This window comes from Phyllobacterium calauticae, assembly GCF_019991125.1.
In the GTDB taxonomy this organism is placed as follows: domain Bacteria; phylum Pseudomonadota; class Alphaproteobacteria; order Rhizobiales; family Rhizobiaceae; genus Phyllobacterium; species Phyllobacterium calauticae.
In genome coordinates, this window is the sequence record NZ_JAGENB010000001.1 from 502,009 (window position 1) to 523,336 (window position 21,328).

At 60.1% G+C, this 21,328-nt stretch carries 22 protein-coding genes; 6 read left to right on the forward strand and 16 right to left on the reverse strand.

Features of this window, described 5'->3' with window-relative positions:
• The first annotated feature begins 191 nt into the window (after positions 1 to 191).
• Positions 192 to 1,622 carry a hybrid sensor histidine kinase/response regulator gene (locus tag J1W56_RS02625; protein ID WP_223611608.1) on the forward strand — a complete coding sequence of 477 codons (1,431 nt, stop codon included), beginning with the start codon at positions 192 to 194 and terminating at the stop codon, positions 1,620 to 1,622.
• A gap of 4 nt (positions 1,623 to 1,626) precedes the next feature.
• On the opposite strand, the gene J1W56_RS02630 is transcribed toward J1W56_RS02625, so the two are convergent.
• The 4 genes from J1W56_RS02630 to J1W56_RS26040 form a co-directional block, all read right to left on the reverse strand.
• Positions 1,627 to 1,980, reverse strand: a complete 354-nt coding sequence (locus J1W56_RS02630) for a hypothetical protein (RefSeq protein ID WP_223611609.1) — start codon at positions 1,978 to 1,980, stop codon at positions 1,627 to 1,629.
• Between the two features lie 85 nt (positions 1,981 to 2,065).
• Positions 2,066 to 3,628 (reverse strand): glutamine-hydrolyzing GMP synthase, encoded by a 1,563-nt coding sequence (guaA, locus tag J1W56_RS02635; RefSeq protein WP_223611610.1) that lies wholly within the window; start codon positions 3,626 to 3,628, stop codon positions 2,066 to 2,068.
• 129 nt (positions 3,629 to 3,757) lie between these two features.
• Positions 3,758 to 4,087 carry a type II toxin-antitoxin system HicB family antitoxin gene (locus J1W56_RS02640; protein ID WP_223611611.1) on the reverse strand — a complete coding sequence of 110 codons (330 nt, stop codon included), beginning with the start codon at positions 4,085 to 4,087 and terminating at the stop codon, positions 3,758 to 3,760.
• Positions 4,084 to 4,230, reverse strand: a complete 147-nt coding sequence (locus J1W56_RS26040; protein ID WP_319025520.1) for a type II toxin-antitoxin system HicA family toxin — start codon at positions 4,228 to 4,230, stop codon at positions 4,084 to 4,086. The genes J1W56_RS02640 and J1W56_RS26040 overlap by 4 nt, the downstream gene beginning before the upstream one ends.
• Here J1W56_RS26040 and J1W56_RS26045 point away from each other — a divergent pair.
• Positions 4,168 to 4,404 carry a hypothetical protein gene (locus J1W56_RS26045; RefSeq protein WP_308526421.1) on the forward strand — a complete coding sequence of 79 codons (237 nt, stop codon included), beginning with the start codon at positions 4,168 to 4,170 and terminating at the stop codon, positions 4,402 to 4,404. The two genes, J1W56_RS26040 and J1W56_RS26045, sit on opposite strands and share 63 nt — an antisense overlap.
• Here the strand turns inward: J1W56_RS26045 and J1W56_RS02650 are convergent.
• The 4 genes from J1W56_RS02650 to katA all read right to left on the reverse strand — a co-directional run bounded on the left by J1W56_RS02650 (position 4,399) and on the right by katA (position 8,448).
• Positions 4,399 to 5,043 (reverse strand): 5'-methylthioadenosine/S-adenosylhomocysteine nucleosidase, encoded by a 645-nt coding sequence (locus J1W56_RS02650; protein ID WP_404927813.1) that lies wholly within the window; start codon positions 5,041 to 5,043, stop codon positions 4,399 to 4,401. The two genes, J1W56_RS26045 and J1W56_RS02650, sit on opposite strands and share 6 nt — an antisense overlap.
• A 1-nt stretch (position 5,044) precedes the next feature.
• Positions 5,045 to 5,503: a TspO/MBR family protein gene (locus J1W56_RS02655; protein WP_223611613.1), complete on the reverse strand. Its 459-nt coding sequence runs from the start codon at positions 5,501 to 5,503 to the stop codon at positions 5,045 to 5,047.
• A gap of 43 nt (positions 5,504 to 5,546) precedes the next feature.
• Positions 5,547 to 6,836, reverse strand: a complete 1,290-nt coding sequence (locus tag J1W56_RS02660; protein ID WP_223611614.1) for an RsmB/NOP family class I SAM-dependent RNA methyltransferase — start codon at positions 6,834 to 6,836, stop codon at positions 5,547 to 5,549.
• Between the two features lie 115 nt (positions 6,837 to 6,951).
• Positions 6,952 to 8,448, reverse strand: a complete 1,497-nt coding sequence (gene katA / locus J1W56_RS02665; protein ID WP_223611615.1) for a catalase KatA — start codon at positions 8,446 to 8,448, stop codon at positions 6,952 to 6,954.
• Between the two features lie 146 nt (positions 8,449 to 8,594).
• Here katA and J1W56_RS02670 point away from each other — a divergent pair, with 146 nt between their 5' ends.
• Positions 8,595 to 9,524, forward strand: a complete 930-nt coding sequence (locus J1W56_RS02670) for a hydrogen peroxide-inducible genes activator (protein WP_223611616.1) — start codon at positions 8,595 to 8,597, stop codon at positions 9,522 to 9,524.
• A gap of 35 nt (positions 9,525 to 9,559) precedes the next feature.
• Here J1W56_RS02670 and J1W56_RS02675 read toward each other — a convergent pair whose 3' ends face one another.
• Positions 9,560 to 9,985, reverse strand: a complete 426-nt coding sequence (locus J1W56_RS02675; protein ID WP_223611617.1) for an MAPEG family protein — start codon at positions 9,983 to 9,985, stop codon at positions 9,560 to 9,562.
• 55 nt (positions 9,986 to 10,040) lie between these two features.
• Positions 10,041 to 10,940, reverse strand: coding sequence for a LysR family transcriptional regulator (locus J1W56_RS02680; RefSeq protein ID WP_223611618.1), 900 nt, complete (start codon positions 10,938 to 10,940; stop codon positions 10,041 to 10,043).
• A gap of 106 nt (positions 10,941 to 11,046) precedes the next feature.
• On the opposite strand from J1W56_RS02680, the gene J1W56_RS02685 reads away from it, so the two are divergent.
• A complete protein-coding gene (locus J1W56_RS02685; protein ID WP_223611619.1) occupies positions 11,047 to 12,105 on the forward strand; it encodes an SDR family oxidoreductase in 1,059 nt (352 codons plus the stop codon).
• Positions 12,106 to 12,125: 20 nt separating this feature from the next.
• Here the strand turns inward: J1W56_RS02685 and J1W56_RS02690 are convergent, their stop codons facing one another.
• From J1W56_RS02690 to J1W56_RS02700, 3 genes are all read right to left on the reverse strand, one after another.
• On the reverse strand, positions 12,126 to 12,665 hold the full coding sequence (locus J1W56_RS02690; RefSeq protein WP_223611620.1) for a DinB family protein: 540 nt from the start codon (positions 12,663 to 12,665) through the stop codon (positions 12,126 to 12,128).
• 16 nt (positions 12,666 to 12,681) lie between these two features.
• Positions 12,682 to 14,187, reverse strand: a complete 1,506-nt coding sequence (guaB, locus tag J1W56_RS02695) for an IMP dehydrogenase (protein ID WP_223611621.1) — start codon at positions 14,185 to 14,187, stop codon at positions 12,682 to 12,684.
• A gap of 176 nt (positions 14,188 to 14,363) precedes the next feature.
• Positions 14,364 to 14,783 carry a lysozyme inhibitor LprI family protein gene (locus tag J1W56_RS02700; RefSeq protein ID WP_223611622.1) on the reverse strand — a complete coding sequence of 140 codons (420 nt, stop codon included), beginning with the start codon at positions 14,781 to 14,783 and terminating at the stop codon, positions 14,364 to 14,366.
• A 178-nt stretch (positions 14,784 to 14,961) separates the two neighbouring features.
• Between J1W56_RS02700 and J1W56_RS02705 the strand changes: the two genes are divergently transcribed.
• Positions 14,962 to 16,281, forward strand: coding sequence for a chloride channel protein (locus J1W56_RS02705; RefSeq protein ID WP_226904590.1), 1,320 nt, complete (start codon positions 14,962 to 14,964; stop codon positions 16,279 to 16,281).
• Here the strand turns inward: J1W56_RS02705 and J1W56_RS02710 are convergent.
• Positions 16,266 to 17,249, reverse strand: coding sequence for an MBL fold metallo-hydrolase (locus J1W56_RS02710; protein WP_404927817.1), 984 nt, complete (start codon positions 17,247 to 17,249; stop codon positions 16,266 to 16,268). The two genes, J1W56_RS02705 and J1W56_RS02710, sit on opposite strands and share 16 nt — an antisense overlap.
• Before the next feature lie 249 nt (positions 17,250 to 17,498).
• On the opposite strand from J1W56_RS02710, the gene J1W56_RS02715 reads away from it, so the two are divergent.
• Positions 17,499 to 18,899, forward strand: a complete 1,401-nt coding sequence (locus J1W56_RS02715) for an MFS transporter (RefSeq protein WP_223611624.1) — start codon at positions 17,499 to 17,501, stop codon at positions 18,897 to 18,899.
• Positions 18,900 to 18,907: 8 nt separating this feature from the next.
• On the opposite strand, the gene J1W56_RS02720 is transcribed toward J1W56_RS02715, so the two are convergent.
• Together J1W56_RS02720 and J1W56_RS02725 are read right to left on the reverse strand one after the other, a co-directional pair.
• A complete protein-coding gene (locus tag J1W56_RS02720) occupies positions 18,908 to 19,615 on the reverse strand; it encodes an RlmE family RNA methyltransferase (RefSeq protein WP_182547714.1) in 708 nt (235 codons plus the stop codon).
• A 20-nt stretch (positions 19,616 to 19,635) separates the two neighbouring features.
• Positions 19,636 to 21,099, reverse strand: a complete 1,464-nt coding sequence (locus J1W56_RS02725) for a Ppx/GppA phosphatase family protein (protein WP_223611625.1) — start codon at positions 21,097 to 21,099, stop codon at positions 19,636 to 19,638.
• Positions 21,100 to 21,328: the final 229 nt, after the last annotated feature.

The window sequence follows — 21,328 nt, forward strand, 5'->3', positions numbered from 1 at the left end:
GGGCGATTTACTGCCTGACAATCGCTCGTGTCCTGACATCAAGACGCTATTTCGGGCGCCCTAAATCCGAGGCGGAACAAGCCGGCACGGCTTTGTCGGCCTGGGCCTGGCGTTTCACAACCCTGTCGTGGGCATCGAGCGCATTGTGGGGTTTGCTTGGCTGGTACGGGTTTTTATCGGCAGAGCCGCAAATGCAGGCTTTCACCACCATCGTACTCACCGGCCTGGTATGCGGCGCCATTCCATCACTGTCCGCATTTCCGCCGGCCTATGCCGGTTCGCTGATTGCCATGCTGTTGCCTATGGCAATCCGCGCGCTGACGGCGGAAGCAGCAATCAATGACGTTTATCTGGTGTTTGTTGTTTGCCTTGCCGGTGTCAATCTTTACTACAGCCGTGTGTCATACAAATCGATGGTCGAGACCGTTCTGCTGCGTTTTGAGAACATGACACTCATTACCCAATTGAAGGAAGAGCGGGACAAGGCCCGGGCGGCCGATCGCGCCAAGTCGCGTTTTCTGGCGGCGGCAAGCCATGACCTGCGCCAGCCCCTGCACGCGCTCAGCCTTTTCAATTCGACGCTGGCCACACTGGGCGAACGGGGCGACGTCCGCGGTGTAGACGCACGCACGCTGGCGAAGCGGGTAAAATCGATCACGGGAAACCTCAGCGGCTTGCTGAATGCATTGCTCGACATGTCGCGCCTGGACGCCGGCATCGTCACAAGCGCAAAAGAACCCGTTTCACTGTCGCGCTTGTTCGATGATCTGCATGACGAATTCAGCGGAACCGCGCGGGAGCGCAACCTCGAATGGCGTCTGGCTGATCGCGATCTCTGGGTCTACACCGACCCGATGATGCTGCGGCGTATCCTGGCAAACCTCCTCACCAACGCATTCAACTACACCGACCACGGGAAAATTCTTCTGGGTTGCCGCAAGCGCGGTTCAAATGTCGAGATACAGGTGCTCGATACCGGTATCGGCATTCCTCCCGACCAGCAGGAAACGGTGTTCGACGAATTCCACCAGTTGAACAATCCGGCGCGGGATCGCGACAAGGGGCTGGGCCTTGGTCTGGCAATCGTCCGCCGTACGGCACAATTGCTCGGTCATCCCTTGAGGCTCGTGTCGCGGGAGGGACGCGGTTCGATGTTCTCGATCCTTGTTCCGCTGACGTTGCGCCCGCCGGCGTCTCTCCCCGCGCGGCAGGCTGCACTTTCCGGCTCTCTCTGCATCATGGTGGTCGATGATGAACCGGATGTTCTTGACGCCATCACTCAACTGCTGACGGTCCTGGGGCATAGGGTTTACGCGGACAAATCTGCGGCGGCTGTGATACGGCTACACGCTTCGGCACCGGAACGGACGCCGGTGGATTTGATCATCGCCGATTACAGACTGGCCGCCGGAACAACCGGATTGGAGGCGATTGCCGACCTGTTCAACCATCTGACCTATACGGTTCCGGCGCTCCTGCTGACAGGCGATACATCCCCGTCCGTCTTGAAACAGATAGCTGAAAGCGGCCTGCAAATGCTCAACAAACCCGTCGATGGCGACGCTCTTCAGGCCGCTATCGACAAAGCCGTGCACCGGAACATGCCTCAGAGCCTTTCCTGATCAGCTATGATGGTATGATGCGGACCTTGTACGTGCCTACTTTGGGCGAGGAACCGGTAATCTGCAGCTCATTGTTTTCAAACTGAAAATGCGAGGACGTGACCCGGAATTCCGTATGGACAAAGACGGGATTGAGCTCGCCCTTCTCGGCAAACCGCACGGACGAAACATCGTCGTCGCGAAAGCTGAGATATACCCGCGTGTGTTCATGTGCCAGCCGCGCACTTTGAAAGATAACATCGGCGTCGAAACGGCACCGCTCACCCCGATCCCGGTTGATGCCAAAATGCTCGATGAAATTGCCCATAGCCTCAAAATTCCTGGCTATGTTTGCACTGTCCTGCTCGGAGTCGTTCATGATTGCCCTTTCGTGTGGCGCCGAACGATTAAATCACGGCTTCGTCGCACTCCCGCCAAAGGGACACGATGGCCGTCAATTTTTCTTACTCCCACTCGATCGTGCCTGGCGGCTTCGACGTGACGTCATAGACGACGCGGTTGATGCCCTTGACTTCGTTGATGATCCGCGTGGCCGCCTGGCCAAGGAAGCTCATATCGTAGTGGTAGAAGTCGGCTGTCATGCCGTCGACGGAAGTGACGGCACGCAGGGCGCAGACGAATTCGTAGGTCCGGCCGTCGCCCATGACACCGACGGTCTGCACCGGCAGAAGCACGGCGAATGCCTGCCAGATCACATCGTAAAGGCCCGCCTTGCGGATTTCATCGAGATAGACCGCATCGGCCTCACGCAAAATCTCCAGCTTCTCGCGGGTGATGCCGCCGGGGCAGCGGATGGCAAGGCCGGGACCGGGGAACGGATGGCGACCGATGAAGGAATCGGGCAAGCCCAGTTCCTTGCCAAGCACGCGTACTTCATCCTTGAACAGCTCACGCAGCGGCTCGACCAGTTGCATGTTCATGCGCTCGGGCAGACCGCCGACATTGTGGTGCGACTTGATGGTCACCGAAGGGCCGCCAGTGAAGGAGACGCTTTCGATCACGTCCGGATAGAGCGTTCCCTGTGCGAGGAAATCCGCGCCGCCAAGCTTCTTGGCTTCTTCCTCGAACACTTCGATGAACAGGCGGCCAATGGTCTTGCGCTTCTTCTCCGGATCGGATTCGCCTTCCAGCGCGTCGATGAAACGGTCCTGCGCGTTCACGAGGATGAGCGGCAGGTTGTAATGTTCGCGGAACATGGCAACCACATCGGCAGCCTCGTTCTTGCGCATCAGACCGTGGTCGACAAGAATACAGGTGAGCTGATCGCCAACCGCTTCATGGATGAGCAAGGCAGCAACGGAGGAATCAACACCGCCCGAGAGGGCGCAGATTACCTTCTTGTCGCCAACCTGCTTGCGGATCGCGGCGACGGCCTGTTCGCGATAGGCGGACATGGTCCAGTCGCCCTTGATGCCGGCAATGCGATGCACGAAATTCTGCAGGAGCTTGGCGCCATCGGGCGTGTGCACCACTTCCGGATGGAACTGCACGGCATAGAATTTCTTGGCTTCGTTGGCGATGGCCGCGAACGGCGCGCCGGTCGATGTGCCGACAACCTTGAAACCGTCGGGAATGGAAACGACGCGGTCGCCATGGCTCATCCAGACCTGATGGCGTGTCCCCTTGGCCCAGATGCCGTCGAACAGGGCGCATTCTTCCTGAATGTCGAGGAAAGCGCGGCCGAATTCGCGATGATGGCCGCTTTCGACCTTGCCGCCAAGCTGCGCGCACATGGTCTGCTCGCCATAGCAGATGCCGAGAACCGGGATGCCCGATTCGAACACGGCCTGCGGCGCGCGCGGGCTGCCGATATCCACGGTGGAATGCGGACTGCCGGAAAGAATGACCGCCTTCGGCTTGATGCGGCGGAATGCTTCGTCAGCGGATTGGAAAGGAACGATCTCGGAATAGGCACCAGCTTCGCGCACACGGCGTGCAATCAGCTGCGTTACCTGGCTGCCGAAATCGACGATGAGGACTGTATCGGGATGAGTGGGTGTGTTCATGGCGGGCCTTTAAAGCAATTGCCGAGTCGATGCAATGGGTCACTCCACCACACGCGGATGCCAATTGCATTTGTTCACAATTTGAGAGGAATCATCCTTGTGTTGTGGTGTTTGTTCGTATCCGAACCTCTAGCGCAACGATCGCTCCAACGTCATGACAACCCATTTGTTGAGACTCACCCCGGCGCGGCGCGCGGCACTGGAAATGGCCTTGTGCAGAACCGGTTCCGCACGCACGACAAACTGACCGGAAAATGGTTTCTCCGGCTCCTCGCCACGCTCGGCGCAAAAGGCCAGATAATCCTCGATGGAGCCGGCAAGCGCTTGCTTCAGCTCTGCCGCAGATGTTCCCTGAAAGGTAATGACGTCGCGAAGATTGATAACCTCACCGTGGAAAAGAGAAGCATCTTCATCGTATTCGATAACCGCTTCATAGCCCTTGTAGTGCATCGTACTCATGGTCTTGTCTCCGCTTCCAGCAGAAAGCGCCTCACTGATTTCACCGCGCCCTTATCCGTTTCCTTTTGCGGATGCGGTCGATGAAACACCGCGCGGATGCCATTCAGGGCGATACGAACCCGCGAGCCCTGCCCTTCCGTAATCTCGCCTCCACAAGCGAGGATGAGCGCCTCAACATCCCGCCAAGCAATACCTGCACGCACGGGTTTGGCAAAAATGGCGGCAAGCGTCGCCCGATGCTTCCGGTTGAGATCCACATAATGATATCACTTTTCAGTATCAATAAAATAGTCGATAAGAAAATCAAAAAATTATAGCGTGATCGCCCCGGCCTCCAGCGCATGGCCCATGGCTTCCACGGCCAGCGCCAGTTTTTCGTCGATCACATGCAGATATTCGGTCCAGTCGCCAACATGGCGCAGATCGGCAGCACCGTCGGAAATGCCGCGCAGCCCGATCAACGGCAGGCCAAAACGCTGGCAGGCACGCAATATGGCAAAAGTTTCCATCTCCACCATATCCGCATCGATCCGGTCATAGGCGCTGCCCGAGACGATGTTCGCGCCGGTTGAAAGCGATGCTTCCTTCACGCCCGGGATGCGCAGCGGCAAAGGCACGGTGACCGGCAGATCGAGAAACGGCGTTGCCCCCTTGGTGAAGCCAAGCGGCGAAGCGTCCATGTCGCGATAGGAGACGCTTGTCGCCTGGTAGACTTCGGTCTGCTCCAGCGTCCGCGACCCGGCTGATCCCAGCGATACAACGAGGTCCGGTACGATTCCATCCCGTTCCAGCGCCGCCAGATTGGCTGCAAGGCTGACCGCTGCCTCCACCGGTCCGACACCGGTCATCAGCGGCCGGAACAGCCGTTGCAGATGCGCCCCATACTCCGCATCCACCGCCATGACGAACAGCACCTGTTTGCCGCCAATAGCGGCCAGTTGATAGGGCAAGCTCATGTCAGGACACCGGATTGAGCAGATACAGCGATGCGTTGAGAAGCGTGGCGAAGGCGACCCAGACGAGATAGGGAATGAAGATGACAGCCGACGATCTATCGGGCTCCCATGTCACCCGGATGAAGGCGATGATCGAGACCAGCAAAAGCGCGATGACCAGCAAGGCAAATCCCATCTGCTGGAAGCCGAAAAAGGTCGGAGACCACAGGAAATTCAGGACGAGCTGCGCCCACCAGAATTGCTGGGCGGAGGTCATATCGAGATCCCACACCCGCCACCCGGCAACGGCGATCAGGACATACAGGATCGTCCACACCGGCGCAAAAATCCAGTTCGGCGGGTTGAATGAAGGCTTGACCAGCCCGGCATACCATTCGCCCGGCAGCGTGATATAGCCGATAGCAAGACCGCCACCGACAGCCAACACGAGAAACAAGAGAAACCCTACGGACCGGGACATGGAAGAACCTTTCCTGCGGACAATGTCGCGGATGGTTGTACCGCTATTTCTCGCGTCTGAGAACAGAAATGAAGAAGCCGTCTGTCGACGTCGACAATGGCGACAGGATCGTGTTGCCATCCTTGAACAAGGGCCCGAGACCGTCGCTCGCCGACACCGCCTCCTGCCAAAGCGGGCGGGTATCGACCGGGGTGTAATCAGGGTTTGCCCCCAGGAACGCAGCGACCTGCTGGCCGTTTTCCGGCGCAAACAGCGAACAGGTGATGTAGACCAGCCGCCCGCCCGGTTTCACATAGGCCTTGGCCGCGTCAAGCACCTCACGCTGTTCCACCTCACGCCGTTCCAGCTGCTGCTCGCTGAGGCGCCACTTCGCGTCCGGCCGGCGCCGCCAAGTGCCAGAACCGGTGCAAGGCGCATCGACCAGAACGAGATCCATCTGGCCTTCAAGCGGAATGAGTTCGCTGGAATTGGCGTGGGCCTGCGCATTGCGCACCCCTGCCCGTTTGAGCCGGTCAAAAATGGGGGCAAGCCGGGCACGTTCCGCGTCATAGGCGTGAATCTGCCCCTTGTTGCCCATCTGGGCCGCCAGCGCCAGCGTCTTGCCGCCGGCTCCGGCGCAGTAGTCGAGCACCTGTTCGCCCGGCCTGGCACCGCTGAGTTTGGCGGCGATCTGCGAGCCGAGATCCTGCACCTCGAAAAGGCCACGCTGGAAGGCCGGTTCCGCCTGCACGTTCGGATGACGGCCCATGGCGCGCAGCGGCGGCACCCGCACGGCGGTTTCCAGCAGCGGCGCGGCGCTGGCTCCGGCGCGAACCAGTTCCTTCAGCACCTTTTCGCGATCGGCCTTCAGCGTGTTGACGCGCAGATCGACCGGCGGGCGGGCGCTGAGGGCAGCGGCTTCGTTTACCCAGGCATCGCCAAAAATTGCCTGGAAATGCGGAACGCACCATTCCGGCACGTCGGCGCGCACATGATCGGGCGCCGCTGCGAGGTCACGCTCCAGCCAGATAGCCATGCGGTCGGCTTCGAGCGGTGCGGGCGCAAACTTGTCACCATCCAGCGCGGCATTGATTTCATCGATAACCAGTTCGGCATCGGACAGGAGCACGCCAAAGGCAATATGACGGGCCGCGTTGCTGTCCATGCGCCAGCCGAGCGACAATTTCCGCCGCAAGGCGTCATAAACGATATTGCCGATGACCGCGCGGTCACCCGCACCGGCAAAGCGGTGCGACAGTCCCCAATCCTTGAGCGCATCGGAAGCCGGGCGTTTGCGGGTCTCAATATCGTCCAGTACTTCGATTGCCGCCTGCAGGCGTCCGCCAAGTCGCATGGGAATTCCTTCTTTTTGTCTACCGGCTTCGCATACATGGCAAAGCCAATAAAAGAAAGCCGGAGCATCACGCTCCGGCTTCCACATTGAACAACAAAGTTGTTGCAGGCAGCGATTACTCGGCCGCGGCGTGCTTTTCTTCGTTGGAAATCGCGTTGGCTTCATAGCCATGCGCTTCCTTGAGGGCAGCCCGCACGCCGGCTTCATACGCGGGATGAACGCGCTTGAAGTGCGCCAGCTGGCGCTCGATGATAGCGCCGGGAACACCGCCCATTGCCGCGGCAATGTTAGAGAACAGGCGCGTACGCTGACCGGCGTCGAACAGGTTGAACAGTGCCGTCACCTGACCGTAGTCATCGTTGCCGATGCGGTGGTTGTAGCGATCCGCATTGCCGGAAAGAGCCAGCGGCGGCTCTTTTGCCGACGGCTGCTCGACGGCGCCCGAGAAGCTGTTGGGCTCGTAATAGGCATCGACATTGCCGGTCTTCTGGCCAAAGAAGTTCATCTGGCCATCCTTGTGGTAGTGATGGACCGGGCACTTCGGCTGGTTGACGGGCAGTGCTTCATAGTGCGTGCCAAGGCGGTAGCGATGCGCATCCGCATAGGAGAACACACGTGCCTGCAGCATCTTGTCCGGCGAATGACCGATGCCGGGAACGACGTTCGACGGCGAGAAGGCAGCCTGTTCAATCTCGGCGAAATAATTGTCGGCATTGCGGTTGAGTTCCATGACGCCGATTTCGATCGGCGGGAATTCACCATGCGGCCAGACCTTGGTCAGATCGAACGGATTGTAGGAGGTCTTTTCCGCATCGCTTTCGCTCATGATCTGAACCTGAACGGTCCATTTCGGGAATTCACCGCGTTCAATGCCGCCAAACAGCTCTTCCTGGTAGGTTTCGCGTGACTTGCCGATCAGGGTTTCAGCTTCCGCATTGGTATAATGCTTGTGGCCCTGCTGGGTCTTGAAGTGGAATTTTACCCAGAAACGCTCGCCATTGTCATTCCAGAAGGAATAGGTGTGCGAGCCGTAACCGTTCATGTACATCGGTGCTACGGGCAGACCGCGATCCGACATCAGGATGGTGACCTGGTGCAGGCTTTCCGGCGACAGCGACCAGAAATCCCACATGGCGGTGGCCGAACGCATGTTGGTGCGTGGATGGCGCTTCTGCGTGTGAATGAAATCAGGGAACTTCAGCGGATCGCGCACGAAGAACACCGGCGTATTGTTGCCGACCAGATCCCAGTTGCCTTCGCTCGTGTAGAATTTGAGGGCGAAACCGCGCACGTCGCGCTCGGCATCGGCAGCGCCAAGTTCACCGGCAACCGTGGAAAAACGCAGCAGCAGCGGCGTTTCGGTGCCCGGCTGCAAGGCCTTGGCCTTGGTGTAGCGGGAGATATCGCCGGTGATCTTCAGCGTGCCGAATGCGCCCCAGCCCTTGGCGTGAACAACACGTTCCGGGATACGTTCACGGTTCTGGTGGGCAAGCTTTTCAAGCAGCTGATAGTCGTCCAGGAGAACAGGACCGCGTTCGCCCGCAGTCCTCGAATTCTGATTGTCTGATACCGGTGCACCGGCAGTTGTTGTCAACGTCGGACGGTCAGCCATTGGCTTCTCCTTGAATTTCGTTTTTGACACTATTTTCAGAATCGCACGGCGCGCGGGCTCTCTGCGATCTCAGGGGTGACCATAGAACTATTCCAATCATAGTTTCCAATTGAATTTAGAATTATTATTGATAGGATTTGGTTATCATGTTTTCCGTCCGTCAGATGCGCTATTTCGATATCCTCGCCACCACTCTGCATTTCCGCAAGGCCGCAGAACTCGCACGCATTTCGCAGCCGGCGCTTTCGGCGCAGATCGCGGAGATGGAGCAGCGGCTGGGAACACCCCTGTTTGAGCGGACGCGCCGCACGGTGGTTCTGACCGATATGGGCAAGCGGCTTTTGCCGCGGGTTCGCGGCATCCTGAACGGCATCCGATCGCTGGAAGAACTGGCGTCGCAGCGGCGCGGCATTCTGCAGGGCCGCCTGCGGCTGGGGATCATCCCGACCATAGCGCCCTATCTCCTGCCCATTCTCATTCCGGAACTGCGCGAAGCCTATCCTGAGCTGACCATCGAGCTGCGCGAGGCGGTGACGTCAAAACTGGTCGAGGATCTGCGGCTCGGCGATCTCGACGCGCTGATCGCCGCCTTGCCGATCGACAGCGATGGCATTGTCGCCAAACCGCTGTTCCGCGACCGGTTTCTGATTGCCACGTCAAGCAATGATACCGACATTCTCACCTCGCCGATGACCCAGGAGAGCGTGGCGCTGGAGCGGCTGCTGCTGCTCGAAGAAGGCCACTGCCTGCGCGATCAGGCCCTGGCGGTGTGCACCAGCGTCAAGCAGCGGCAGCTGGTCAATTATGGCGCCACCAGCATGACAACCCTGCTGCAGATGGTCAGCCATGGCATGGGCCTGACGCTGATCCCGGAAATTGCCGTGCGCACGGAAGCCAGCCGAAACAATGTGCGCATCCTTGCCTTTGCCGATCCCGAACCCTCGCGGGAGATCGGCCTGATCTGGCGCCGGCAAAGCGAAAGACGCGACGATTTCGAGGCCCTTGCCGCTACGATTGTCGAGTGTGGCAGGCGATTGCTGATCTCAGCCGAAGAGCTGGACGATCTGGCGGCTTAGTTCCTGGCCGTTCCCCGCAATCCCTTCACCGCTTTCTAAGCCGTTGCGGGTATCGCCAGATGCAGCGCGAGAATGACCCAGAGAATACCGTTCAAGAGATAGCCGATGGTGAAAATCGGCTGGCGCAGCCTCAAACGGTTCGACGTCACATGCACGACGGTGTGGGCGACGCGTGCTGCCACAAACAGCCAGGCAACAATGACGGCAAGAAACGATGAGCCATTGACCACATAAAGCGAAATGCAGACGGCGTAGAACAGGACGGGCAGCTCATAAAGATTGATCAGGTTGCGGATCACCGTGACGCTGACTTCCGGCTCCTTCAGCGGCAGCTTGAAATCGCGGGGCGACGCCTGGCCGCTCTTCACCGCCTCCATCCGGCGAAGGAATACCAGGCCGTAGACGATATAGATCAGCGCGGTCAGTGCGATCATCGGCCAGAAAATTGCGGTCTGCGACATGGGGTCCTCCAACGTTGGCGCATCTTACGTCTACGTTCATTTTTTCCGCAAGCTGTTAATTCAACCCGGGAATTCCGGACAAGCCAGCCGCGAGATGATCGACAAACGCCTTTACCTTGCGCGGCAGAAACTTTGCCGAGGCATAGACCACGTGCATATCCATGGGGGCATAGCGGTAAGCGGGCAGCACGCGAACCAGCGTGCCGTCCTCGAGAAACGGCTGGACCAGCGGCACCTGCGCCCCGCCAATCCCCACGCCCGCACACAAAGCCTGATTGAGCACAAAAGCGTTGTTGGCAAGAAAGCCTGATTTGACCGGCACGACAATCGGCCCCTCCGGGCCGATCAGCGGCACCGCCTCGCCCTGCGGCGACCAGATGAACCTGACATGCCGATGCTCTGACAGTTCCTCCGGCAGCAGGGGGCTGCCATGGCGCGCGAGATAATCCGGCGAAGCCACGAGAATGCGCTCGAACGTCGCCAGTTTCCGTGCCACCAGCCCGGAGGAGGCGAGTGCGCCGAACCGGATGGCAACGTCCACACCCTCGGCCACCAGATCGGCAAAGCGGTCATCGAGAATGAATTCGACAGTCAAATCCGGGTGCTGGCGCTGAAAATCGATCAGCAGCGGCGTCAGGTGCATCTGGCCGAACCCGACAGGCGCATGCACGCGAAGGTTGCCTTGAACCGAAGCTGTGAGGCCAGCCACCGCCTCTTCCGCCTCGTCGACGGTCTGCAGGATATGCCGCGCCCGCTGGTAATAGGTCTCGCCGCGGTCGGTCAGGGCCAGCTGGCGTGTCGAGCGATGCAGAAGGCGCATGTTCAGATGACGTTCCAGCGCCGCCATCTGCTGGCTGACGGCCGGTTGCGTGAGCCCCAGTTCCCGCGCCGCCGCCGACAGAGAGCCAAGCTCCGCCACCCGCACGAACGTCTTCATTGCAGCAAAGCGGTCCACTCATCACCTCAAAAATTTTCTTATGAATGATATCACAATTGATAGGCTACGCAAATCTATGCAAATGGATGATGCTAACGGCACCAACCAATATGGAGCTGTTGAAATGACGCAGGACATGAAAAAGGCCGTGATTGTGGGTGCCAATGGCATCATCGGCGGCAATCTCATTGCATATCTCAAGGAATTGGGTGACTGGGAGATTATCGGCCTGTCCCGGCGCGGCGGGATTGCAGATGGCAGGCTCAGCCACATCGCCGTCGATCTGCTTGATGCGGCGGATGCCAAGGCAAAGCTCGCGCACCTCACCGATGTCACCCATATCTTTTATGCGGCCTATCAGGACCGTCCGACCTGGGCCGAGCTGGTGCCGCCGAACCTTGCCATGCTGATCAATGTCGTCAACGCCATTGAACCCATCGCACCCGGCCTCCGGCACATCAGCCTCATGCAGGGATACAAGGTCTACGGTGCGCATCTCGGCCCGTTCAAGACCCCGGCGCGCGAGAGCGATGCCAATCACATGCCGCCGGAATTCAACATCGACCAGCAGGATTTTCTCGAAGCCGCACAAAAGGGAAAACGCTGGACATGGTCCGCGCTGCGCCCGTCCGTCGTTATCGGATATGCGCTGGGCAACCCGATGAACCTTGCCTCGGTAATCGCCGTCTATGCCTCGATGTCCAAGGAACTTGGCATTCCCCTGCGCTTTCCCGGAAAGCCCGGAGCCTATGACAGCCTGCTTGAAATGACCGATGCCGGTCTGCTGGCGCGGGCAACGGTGTTCATCGCCACCAATCCTGCTGCAGGCAATCAGGCCTACAACATCAACAATGGCGATCTCTTCCGCTGGAGCGAGATGTGGCCGAAAATTGCCAAGTTTTTCGATCTGGAGGTTGCCCCACCCCTGCCCATGTCGCTGAATGTCGTCATGGCCGACAAGGAACCGCTCTGGGATATGATGGTGCGCAAGCATGGCCTTGCCGACGTGCCGTACAAGGATGTTTCTTCATGGGGTTTCGGCGATGCAGTGTTCGGCTGGAATTACGATTTCTTCGCCGACGGCAGCAAACTGCGGCGCGCCGGCTTCCACGACCATATCGATACGGAAGAAATGTTCCTGAATGTCTTCCGGGACTTGCGGGCGCGGAAGATTATTCCGTGAACTGCCCCCTTTGAGGGAGGTCAAGTCGCGAAAGGTTCGCCCTTTCGGCGCGCAATATCGTAGTTCAGGAAAAATTCATCAAGCTGCGGCGGGGGCACTTTTGTTCCCGCCAGCATCGCATGCGCCTGCCCGCGATGATGAATCTGGTGCACGAACAGATGGGACAGAATAAGCCGGATCGGCTCCTGTGAAACCTGCCCGTCCTGCCATTCGATCATAACGATCCGGTCGAGATCCGGCGCACTCAGACTGTCGCAAAAGGCGATCAGATCGGCGTCGAACGCCTCCTGCGCTTCTCGGAGATCAGCCAGTTTGGGAAAGGGAATATCCCCGACGAGGCTGATGTTCTTGCGGCCGACGCCGGTCACGTCAGCCAGATAGATGTGATCGACAATGAGATTGTGATTCAACGTCATCTGCAGCGACGGGAAGAAACTGATCCGCTCCTGCGCAAATTCGGCATCCGTCAGCCCCGCACAGGCGCCGAGCAGCCGATGGTTCGACCAGGCGCTGTTGCGCGCCATGGCCGAGAAGTGGTCGCGGAGGGCGTTGTCAGACATGGCCTCCGCGCCCCGATCAGTTGCCGCCGGGATAGTTCGGGCTTTCGCGCGTAATCGTCACGTCGTGGGTGTGGCTTTCCCGCAGGCCCGCATTGGTGATGCGGACAAAGGTCGCCTTGTCGCGGAACTCTTCCAGGTTCTTGGCACCGACATAGCCCATTGATGCACGAAGACCGCCGGCAAGCTGGTGCAGTACGCCCGACACCGGCCCCTTGTACGCCACCTGGCCTTCAATGCCTTCCGGCACAAGCTTGAGCTCGTCGCGGACTTCCGCCTGGAAGTAGCGATCCGCCGAACCGCGGGCCATGGCGCCAACCGAACCCATGCCGCGATAAGCCTTGAAGGAACGGCCCTGGTAGAGATAGACCTCGCCGGGGCTTTCCTCGGTTCCGGCAAGGGCGGAACCTGCCATGGCAGCAGCGGCACCGGCCGCAAGCGCCTTGGCGAAATCGCCGGAATATTTGATGCCGCCATCGGCGATGACCGGAACACCGGCCTTGTGCGCGGCTTCCACGGCCGACATGATGGCGGAAAGCTGCGGCACGCCGACACCGGCAACGATGCGCGTGGTGCAGATGGAGCCCGGTCCGATACCGACCTTGACCGCATCGGCACCCGCATCGATCAGCGCCTGCGTGCCCGCAGCCGTTGCAACGTTACCGGCAATGATGCGCACGGCGTTCGACATCTTCTTGGCGCGGGTGACCGCATCCAGCACACGCTGCGAATGGCCGTGAGCGGTATCGATGACGAGCACGTCGACGCCGGCGGCAATCAGCCGTTCGGCACGCTCGAAACCGTCTTCGCCGACGCTGGATGCAGCGGCAACCCGCAGGCGTCCCTGCGCATCCTTGGCAGCATTCGGGTTCAGCTGCGACTTTTCCATATCCTTGACGGTGATCAGACCGACGCAATGACCCTTGCTGTCCACCACCAGCAGCTTCTCGATGCGGTGCTGGTGCAGAAGACGCTTGGCTTCCTCGTGCTGGACATTGTTTTCGCGCACGGTGATGAGGTTTTCACGCGTCATCAGCTCGTAAATCTTCTGATTGGGATCGGACGCAAAGCGCACGTCGCGGTTGGTCAGAATGCCAACGAGACGGCCCGGCTTGCGGCTGCCCTCGCCGGCGTTCTCGACCACCGGAATGCCGGAAATGCCATGGGCGCGCATCAATGCCTGCGCATCGGCAAGCGTTGCGTCCGGGCCGATGGTGACCGGGTTGACGACCATGCCGGATTCGAACTTCTTGACCTGCCGGACCTCTTCGGCCTGCAGTTCCGGTGTCAGATTGCGATGGATGACGCCCATGCCGCCAGCCTGAGCCATGGCAATGGCAAGGCGCGACTCGGTGACGGTGTCCATGGCAGCGGAGAGCAGCGGCAGGTTCAGTTCGATATCGGGAGCAATACGGGTGCGAATGTCAGTCTGGCCGGGCATGACCTCGGAATGACCCGGCTGAAGCAGGACATCGTCAAATGTCAGTGCCAGCGCGCCCGTCGCGGATTCAACAATTTTTGCCATAACCAATTCCTTAAAATGCGACAAGCGCACCACGATGGCGGTGCGCCGAGTCAGTAATGTTCCGGTGAATTGGCACGGGCTGGTAACATGGATATGTCGGTTTGGAAAGGTGGAAACGTATTTATTCCGCAATCAGCGATACGCGATCTCCCTCTAGGGGTGGATGGATGCCGCGCCTACTGCGCATAATATTGAAGTTCCTTGATGCGCGCCCGCACGGCGTCCACATTCAGCGCCTCGATATCCATGCTGGCAATGGAACCCCGGTCGGCGCGCCATGGGCCGTTGTCGGCCTTGATCTGCGCCTCGCGCCACGCCACCCATTTGCGCTGCGCATCGCGAATCTGTTTGGCTGATTCCGGATCGACCGATGCTAGGACTTTCTTGTAAATCTCGTTCAGCTGCTTGTCATAGGCGACAAAGGCCTTGTGCGAGCAGTCGACCATTCCTACGGTCGTCTGTCCTGCCGGGCTGTTCAGGCATTCCGTTGCCGCCTTGTCGATCGGATCGACCTTTTCCTCCGGTGAAGCGGCGACCGCCGACGACACAGCCCCGAGCGACAGTGAGACACAAAGCATGGCAAAGAATCGTTTCATGACGTCCTCCTTGGTGGCAAAATGCCCTATGCATCTTGGCAGCAAAAGGGTGAATTGTTGAGACTGGCCCATCGCTTTCCCCCATGTTAGGACCATACGATCCCTTGGACGGTTGAACGCAGGAGATGTGGTGCGCCCGATTTACCGAAAAGTTTCCTTCCTGCGCCGGTCCCGTGCCATGTGGGGCAACACGCGGGTCTGGCGGCCGCGCCTGGTGTTCTGGGCGGGGGCGGTTGCCATTGGTGTGATCAGCGTCCTCTTCGCCAAGCTGGCGGATCTTGCCCAGGAAACGTTTCATGGCGTGATCGGAACCAGCGGCTGGACGATATTCCTGCCCTTGATCATCACGCCGCTCGGCTTCATCTTCTGCGCCTATATGGCCTACAGTTTCTTTCCCAATGCCCAGGGCAGCGGCATTCCGCAGGCCATCGCGGCCCGTCATCTCAACGATCACGAGGATCGCGTCAGGCTGCTTTCTCTGCGCATGGTTTTCGGCAAGATCCTTTTGACCGTTGTCGGCCTGTTTTCCGGTGCCTCCATCGGGCGTGAAGGCCCCACAGTCCAGGTCGGCGCGTCGCTGATGCTGCAGGTGGCGCGCTGGGGCGGCATGGCGCAGGCGCGCGGGCTCATCCTTGCAGGCTCCGCCGCCGGTATTGCCGCGGCGTTCAATACGCCGCTCGCCGGTATCGTCTTTGCCATCGAGGAAATGGGCCGCTCCTATGAGGCACGCACCAACGGCCTTGTTCTGACCGCCGTCATCCTCTCCGGCCTCGCCGCCATCGGGCTTGTCGGCAACTACACCTATTTCGGTTCATCCGTTGCCGTTGCAACCAGCTTTTCCGACTGGCTTCTGGTGATCCTGTGCGGTGTCGGCGGCGGTGCGTTCGGTGCCTGCTTCAGCGCCGGTGCTGTCAGGGCATTGCGCAGGATCAAGCGCTGGACGACACCCGATCCGTTTCGCCGTACCCTGCTGCTCGCCGCTGTGTGCGGTTTCGCCGTGGCGCTGATCGGGGTTGCTTCAGGCGGTACAACCTTCGGCACAGGTTACGCGCAAGCGCGCGGCGCCGTGGAAGGCCATGCCCTGCCGTGGTATTTCTTCCTGGAGAAACTGCTCGCCAGTTTCCTTTCCATGGTCTCCGGCATTCCCGGCGGCATTTTTGCCCCGTCTCTCTCCGTCGGCGCGAGCTTCGGCAGCACGGTCGGTTTGCTGACCGGCAGCAATATCGGCCTCGCCGCCGTGCTCGGCATGGCCGGTTATTTTGCCGGTGTGGTGCAAGCGCCGATGACGGCTTTTGTCATCATTCTGGAAATGACCGGCAGCCATGACAGCGTCATTGCCCTGATGTGCACATCCATGCTCGGTTACGGCACGGCACGCATCATCTCGCACGAACCGCTCTACCACGCATTGTCACGGGTGTTCATTGCGGATGCGATCCGGCGCAAGCGCGCCGAAGCCGCAGCGGCAACGCCCGGACAGGGTCAGACATCGAACTGATAGGTCACCGGCACGAAGCGATAGCCGCTTCCCTGCCGGTCGAGATAACCAGCCGACGGGAACGGCATGTGATAACCGATGAACGGCACGCGGTCGGTGGCAATCATGTCGAGCACCCGCTTGCGCGTCTCGATGCCCTTGGCCCGGTCCGTATCGAAAGCCACCTCCCATTCCGGATGCTGCAGGGCTGCAACGTAGTGATTGGCGGTATCGGCGGTCAGCACCAGACGCTTGCCCGCGGATTCCACGTGGAAAATCATATGGCCGGGCGTATGGCCGTAAGCCGCTTCGCTGGTAATCCCTGACACAACCGCATCACCCGCCTTGATGAAGGTGGTCTTTTCCGCCAGCGGTTTCACCTTGGCCGCAACACCCTTGGCCCCCGCTTCCGCCGGCGTGCCCGCCCGGGCCGGATCGGTCCAGAAATCATATTCGATCTGCCCCGCGATATAGCGCGCATTGGCAAAGGCAGGCATTTCGCCGTTCATCAGGCCGCCGATGTGGTCACCATGCATATGGGTGATGACGACAACGCTCACCTGATCGGGCGTGTAACCCGCCGCTTTCATATTGGCTTCCAGCTGGCCGAAACCGTTGTCGCGCCCTGCAGCGCCAAAACCCGTATCGAACAGGATCAGTTCAGCACCGGTATTGATCAGCACCGGGGCAAAACCATTGACGAACTTCGTTTCGGGCAGAAAGTTGACGCGCATCAGTTCTGCCACCTTCTCCTGTGACTGATCGGCACCGAAGGTGGGAAACGGGCCATCGGACAGGCGCAGGCCATCGAGAAGCGTGGTGACCTCAAATTCACCCAGCTTGAAGCGCTTGAAACCCGGCGACTTCACCGGCGAAAGCGGAACCGCTGCGGCGGCAGGATCCGGCATGACCTGCGACATGGCGAGCCCACCGGCTATGGCGCTCGATGCAAGAAACAGGTCGCGGCGGGAAATCTCGTATGACGTCATGAGTTCATCTCCTTCTGGCAGTCTTGGGGTCTGCGGTTGAGATCGTGCACAGGCAACGTCATGGCTGCCGGGCCGTTCCCTTTTGCATAGCGGAAAATCGTATTGTGCTGGATCACATCTGATTGATCGGTGCTTGAGCACCCGCCACACTGGTGCTATCGCAGCGCCAGCAAGGGTTGCTTTTTATTGTGAGTCCCGCGACGGACCCCGATTGCTGACGAAGCTCTTTATTGAGAACTGGAATTCATTGTGAATCGCATTGTTCCACTCGTGCTCGCTGTCGCCCTGTTCATGGAACAGATGGACTCGACCGTCATATCCACATCCCTGCCCGCCATTGCCGCCGACATCGGTACGAGCCCCATCGCGCTGAAACTCGCGCTGACCGCCTATCTCGTCTCGCTCGCCGTGTTCATCCCGGTCAGCGGCTGGATGGCCGACCGTTTCGGCGCAAAGAATGTGTTCCGCGCGGCCATCGTCGTGTTCGTGCTTGGGTCGATCGCCTGCGCAGCCTCCAACTCGCTGCTGGCCTTCGTCGTCTCACGCTTCGTGCAGGGGGTCGGCGGTGCCATGATGACGCCGGTCGGCCGCCTGGTTCTGGTGCGCTCGACGCCGCGCAGCGAGCTTGTCGGCGCCATGGCCTGGTTGACCGTGCCGGCACTGGTCGGGCCGCTGGTCGGGCCGCCCATCGGCGGGTTCCTCACCACCTATTTCACCTGGCACTGGATTTTCCTGATCAACGTGCCGATCGGCGTGCTTGGCATCTGGTTCGCAACACGTTACCTGCCGGATGTGGAAACGCTGATCCAGCGCAAGCTCGACGTGCCCGGTTTCTTCCTCAGCGGCATCGCCGCATCCGGCGTTGTGTTCGGGCTTTCCGTGGTCAGCCTGCCGGCGCTCCCCGCATGGGTCGGGTTCTCGACGCTCGGCGTCGGCATCGTTTCGACGGTGCTCTACCTCATCCATGCCAAGCGCACTCCGGAACCGCTGCTGGCGCTCGACCTGTTCAAGAACCAGGTGTTCCGTGCGTCGATTTTTGGCGGCAGTCTTTTCCGCATCGGCGTCGGTGCAACACCGTTCCTGCTGCCGCTGATGTTCCAGATCGGCTTCGGCATGACACCGTTCCAGTCCGGCCTCATGACCTTCATATCGGCTGCCGGTGCCATCGGCATGAAATTCGTGACCAAATGGTTCTTCCGCAAGACGGGCTTCCGCAATGCGCTGATGTATGGATCGCTGATTGCCGCAAGTTTCATTGCCATGAATGGTTTCTTCACGCCGGAAACACCGACCGCGCTCATTCTTGGCCTGCTTCTGGTCAGCGGCTTCTTCCGCTCACTGTTCTTTACCGGGGCCAACGCACTTGCCTATGCGGAAGTGCCGAATGAACAGACCAGCCTTGCAACACCGATCGCATCGGTCGCCCAGCAGATATCCATTGCCCTGGGCGTTGCGGTTGCCGGCGGCATTCTGGAAGTGTCCACCAATCTGCATGGCGGGCCGCTGCAGCTCTCGGATTTCCACACGGCATTCTTCCTGGTGGCCGCCATATCGTCGCTGGCATTCTTCTCGTTCATGCCGATGAAGCCGGATGCGGGCGCGGAAGTATCCGGGCATTACCCGGATGCGAAGCCCGCGCCTGCCGAATAGACCGTCGTTTAAGACCGGCCCTTGAAATCACGGGCGAGCAGGTAAAGCTCCACGGACTCGGCGCGCGAGGCCGGCGGCTTGACGTGATGCACGGATTTGAAGTGCTGCTTGAGCAGGGTCAGCACTTCGTTTTCCGTGCCGCCCTGGAAGGTCTTGGTCAGGAAGTGACCACCCGGCCGCAGAACGGAAACCGCAAAGTCCGCCGCCACTTCGCACAGATGCGTCGTGCGGATATGGTCGGTGCGGCGGTGCCCCGTGGTGGGAGCCGCCATATCCGACAACACGATATCCGGCTGCCCGCCCAGCGCTTCGATCAGTTTATCCGGTGCCGCATCGTCGAGGAAATCCATCTCGAGCAGCGTCACGCCCGGCAAGGGGGGGATGTGCAGATAATCGATGCCGACAACCGTCGGCGCATCCTCGGGAGAGCCGACGATCCCCGCCGCAATCTGGCTCCAGCCACCGGGGGCGGCGCCCAGATCGATGATGCGCTGACCCTTTTTCAGGATCTTGTAGCGGTCGTCGATCTCGATCAGCTTGTAGGCCGCGCGCGACCGATAGCCATCGGCCTTTGACCGCTGCACATAGGGATCGTTGATATGACGTTCCAGCCAGCGGCGCGACGATTCCTTGATCGTGCCCGCCTTCTTCTTGATCTTGGTATGCAGGCCGCGCGTACCCGTACCGCCGCGCCCGCCTGTTGTTGTCTTAGCCATTGGGAATGTACGCCCCTCTTTTACGCGACATTGGCGCGAAACCACCGATTGCGCCACGCGCCATCGCGCGACATGAGTTCAGTCAAAATACCTTCGCGCAGGCCGCGATCAGCCACGCGCAGCTTCTGGCTGGGCCAGACATTGCGGATTGCATCCAGAATGGCACAGCCGGCAAGAACAAGATCCGCCCGGTCGGCACCGATGCAGGGATTGGCAACCCGTTCGTCAAAACTCCACGACAGGAGCCTGCTCGTCATCTCGGTCACGTCGTCGTTCTGCATCCAGATACCATCGATGCGGCGCCGGTCATAGCGGTCCAGACCAAGATGAATGCCGGCAAGCGTCGTCACCGTTCCGGAGGTGCCGAGCAGGTGAAAATTCTGGCTGTTGACGAGATCGCCGAGCTTGTGCCTCTCCGAGAAATCATTGAGGAGTTCCGCCACGTGATTGACCATGACGGCGAAATTGTCAGTCGTCACATCGCGGCCGCCAAAACGCTCCGCCAGCGTGACGACGCCAACAGGCAGCGATGTCCAGGCAATGATATGCTCGGCCAGACGCGGCGAACGGCGCTCCGACAGGTCGATCAGGGCAATCTCGGAGGAACCGCCGCCAATATCGAACAGAACAACCGCATCGGTTTCGCGCTCGACCAGCGTGCCGCAGCCGGAAACCGCAAGGCGGGCCTCGGTCTGGCGGTTGATGATCTCCAGATCAAGGCCGGTCTCATGCTTGACCTGATGCAGGAATTCGGCACCGTTTTCCGCCTGGCGGCAGGCTTCGGTGGCGATGAGGCGGGCGCGCCGTACATCGTGGTTTTCCAGCTTGTCGCGGCAAATCTTCAGCGCCTCGATGGCTCGGCTCATGGCATTCGGGCTCAGGCGCCCGGTTGCACCCAGCCCCTCGCCAAGACGGACAATGCGCGAAAACGCATCGATCACACGGAACTGGCCCGGCCGCGTCGGCGTTGCCACCAGCAGGCGGCAGTTGTTCGTGCCCAGATCCAGCGCTGCATAGAGCGGAGCACCGGCATATCTGGGTTCGCGCCGCGGGTTGTCAGGTTCGGATGGTTTGGCCGGACTGTTCTGTTCCACAGTCGCCGCGACAACGGTTTCCTGTTGTTTTGCGCCGGAACGCCCCCGGCGCCTGTGGCGGTTGGGGCGGCGCTTTTTGCCGGTTTTGACCGGCGCTGCGGCATCGGCTTCTCCCGCCGGATGCGCAGGTGCGGCGGAGGCAACAGGGTTTTGTGCCGAAACAGCACCGTGTTTCGACTTGCCGCGCCGACGGCGGCGTGCCCGTTTCTTGGGGTTTTTCTCGAAGCGTCCTTCCTGGGAATCGGACCGGCTCTCCTGCGGTTGACGCGCAGAATCCCCTTGTGGTCCGGGTCCGTTCTTGGCGGGACCTGGGATGCCATTCGACACCGTATGACCGCCAGACGCCCCTTCATTCGACGCTTTGCGGGCGCCCGATTCGGGGTCTTTCAAAATCTTATCCTTCGGGCGCCGCGCGAACCTCTGGAGGACGCAGGCAAGGCGCTTGTTCATTAACGTTGAAGCCAATGTAACATCATTTGCCGAATATAAAAGTGCCTGAGGCAAATTAGGCGGCCAGGACAGCATGTTGAGAGGTGGAACCGGGCATTTCCATGCACCCGATATCGGCGGCCATGAGCCCCAGCCCGATGCGGGCCTGCAGGCCGCCTTGCGGCAGCGG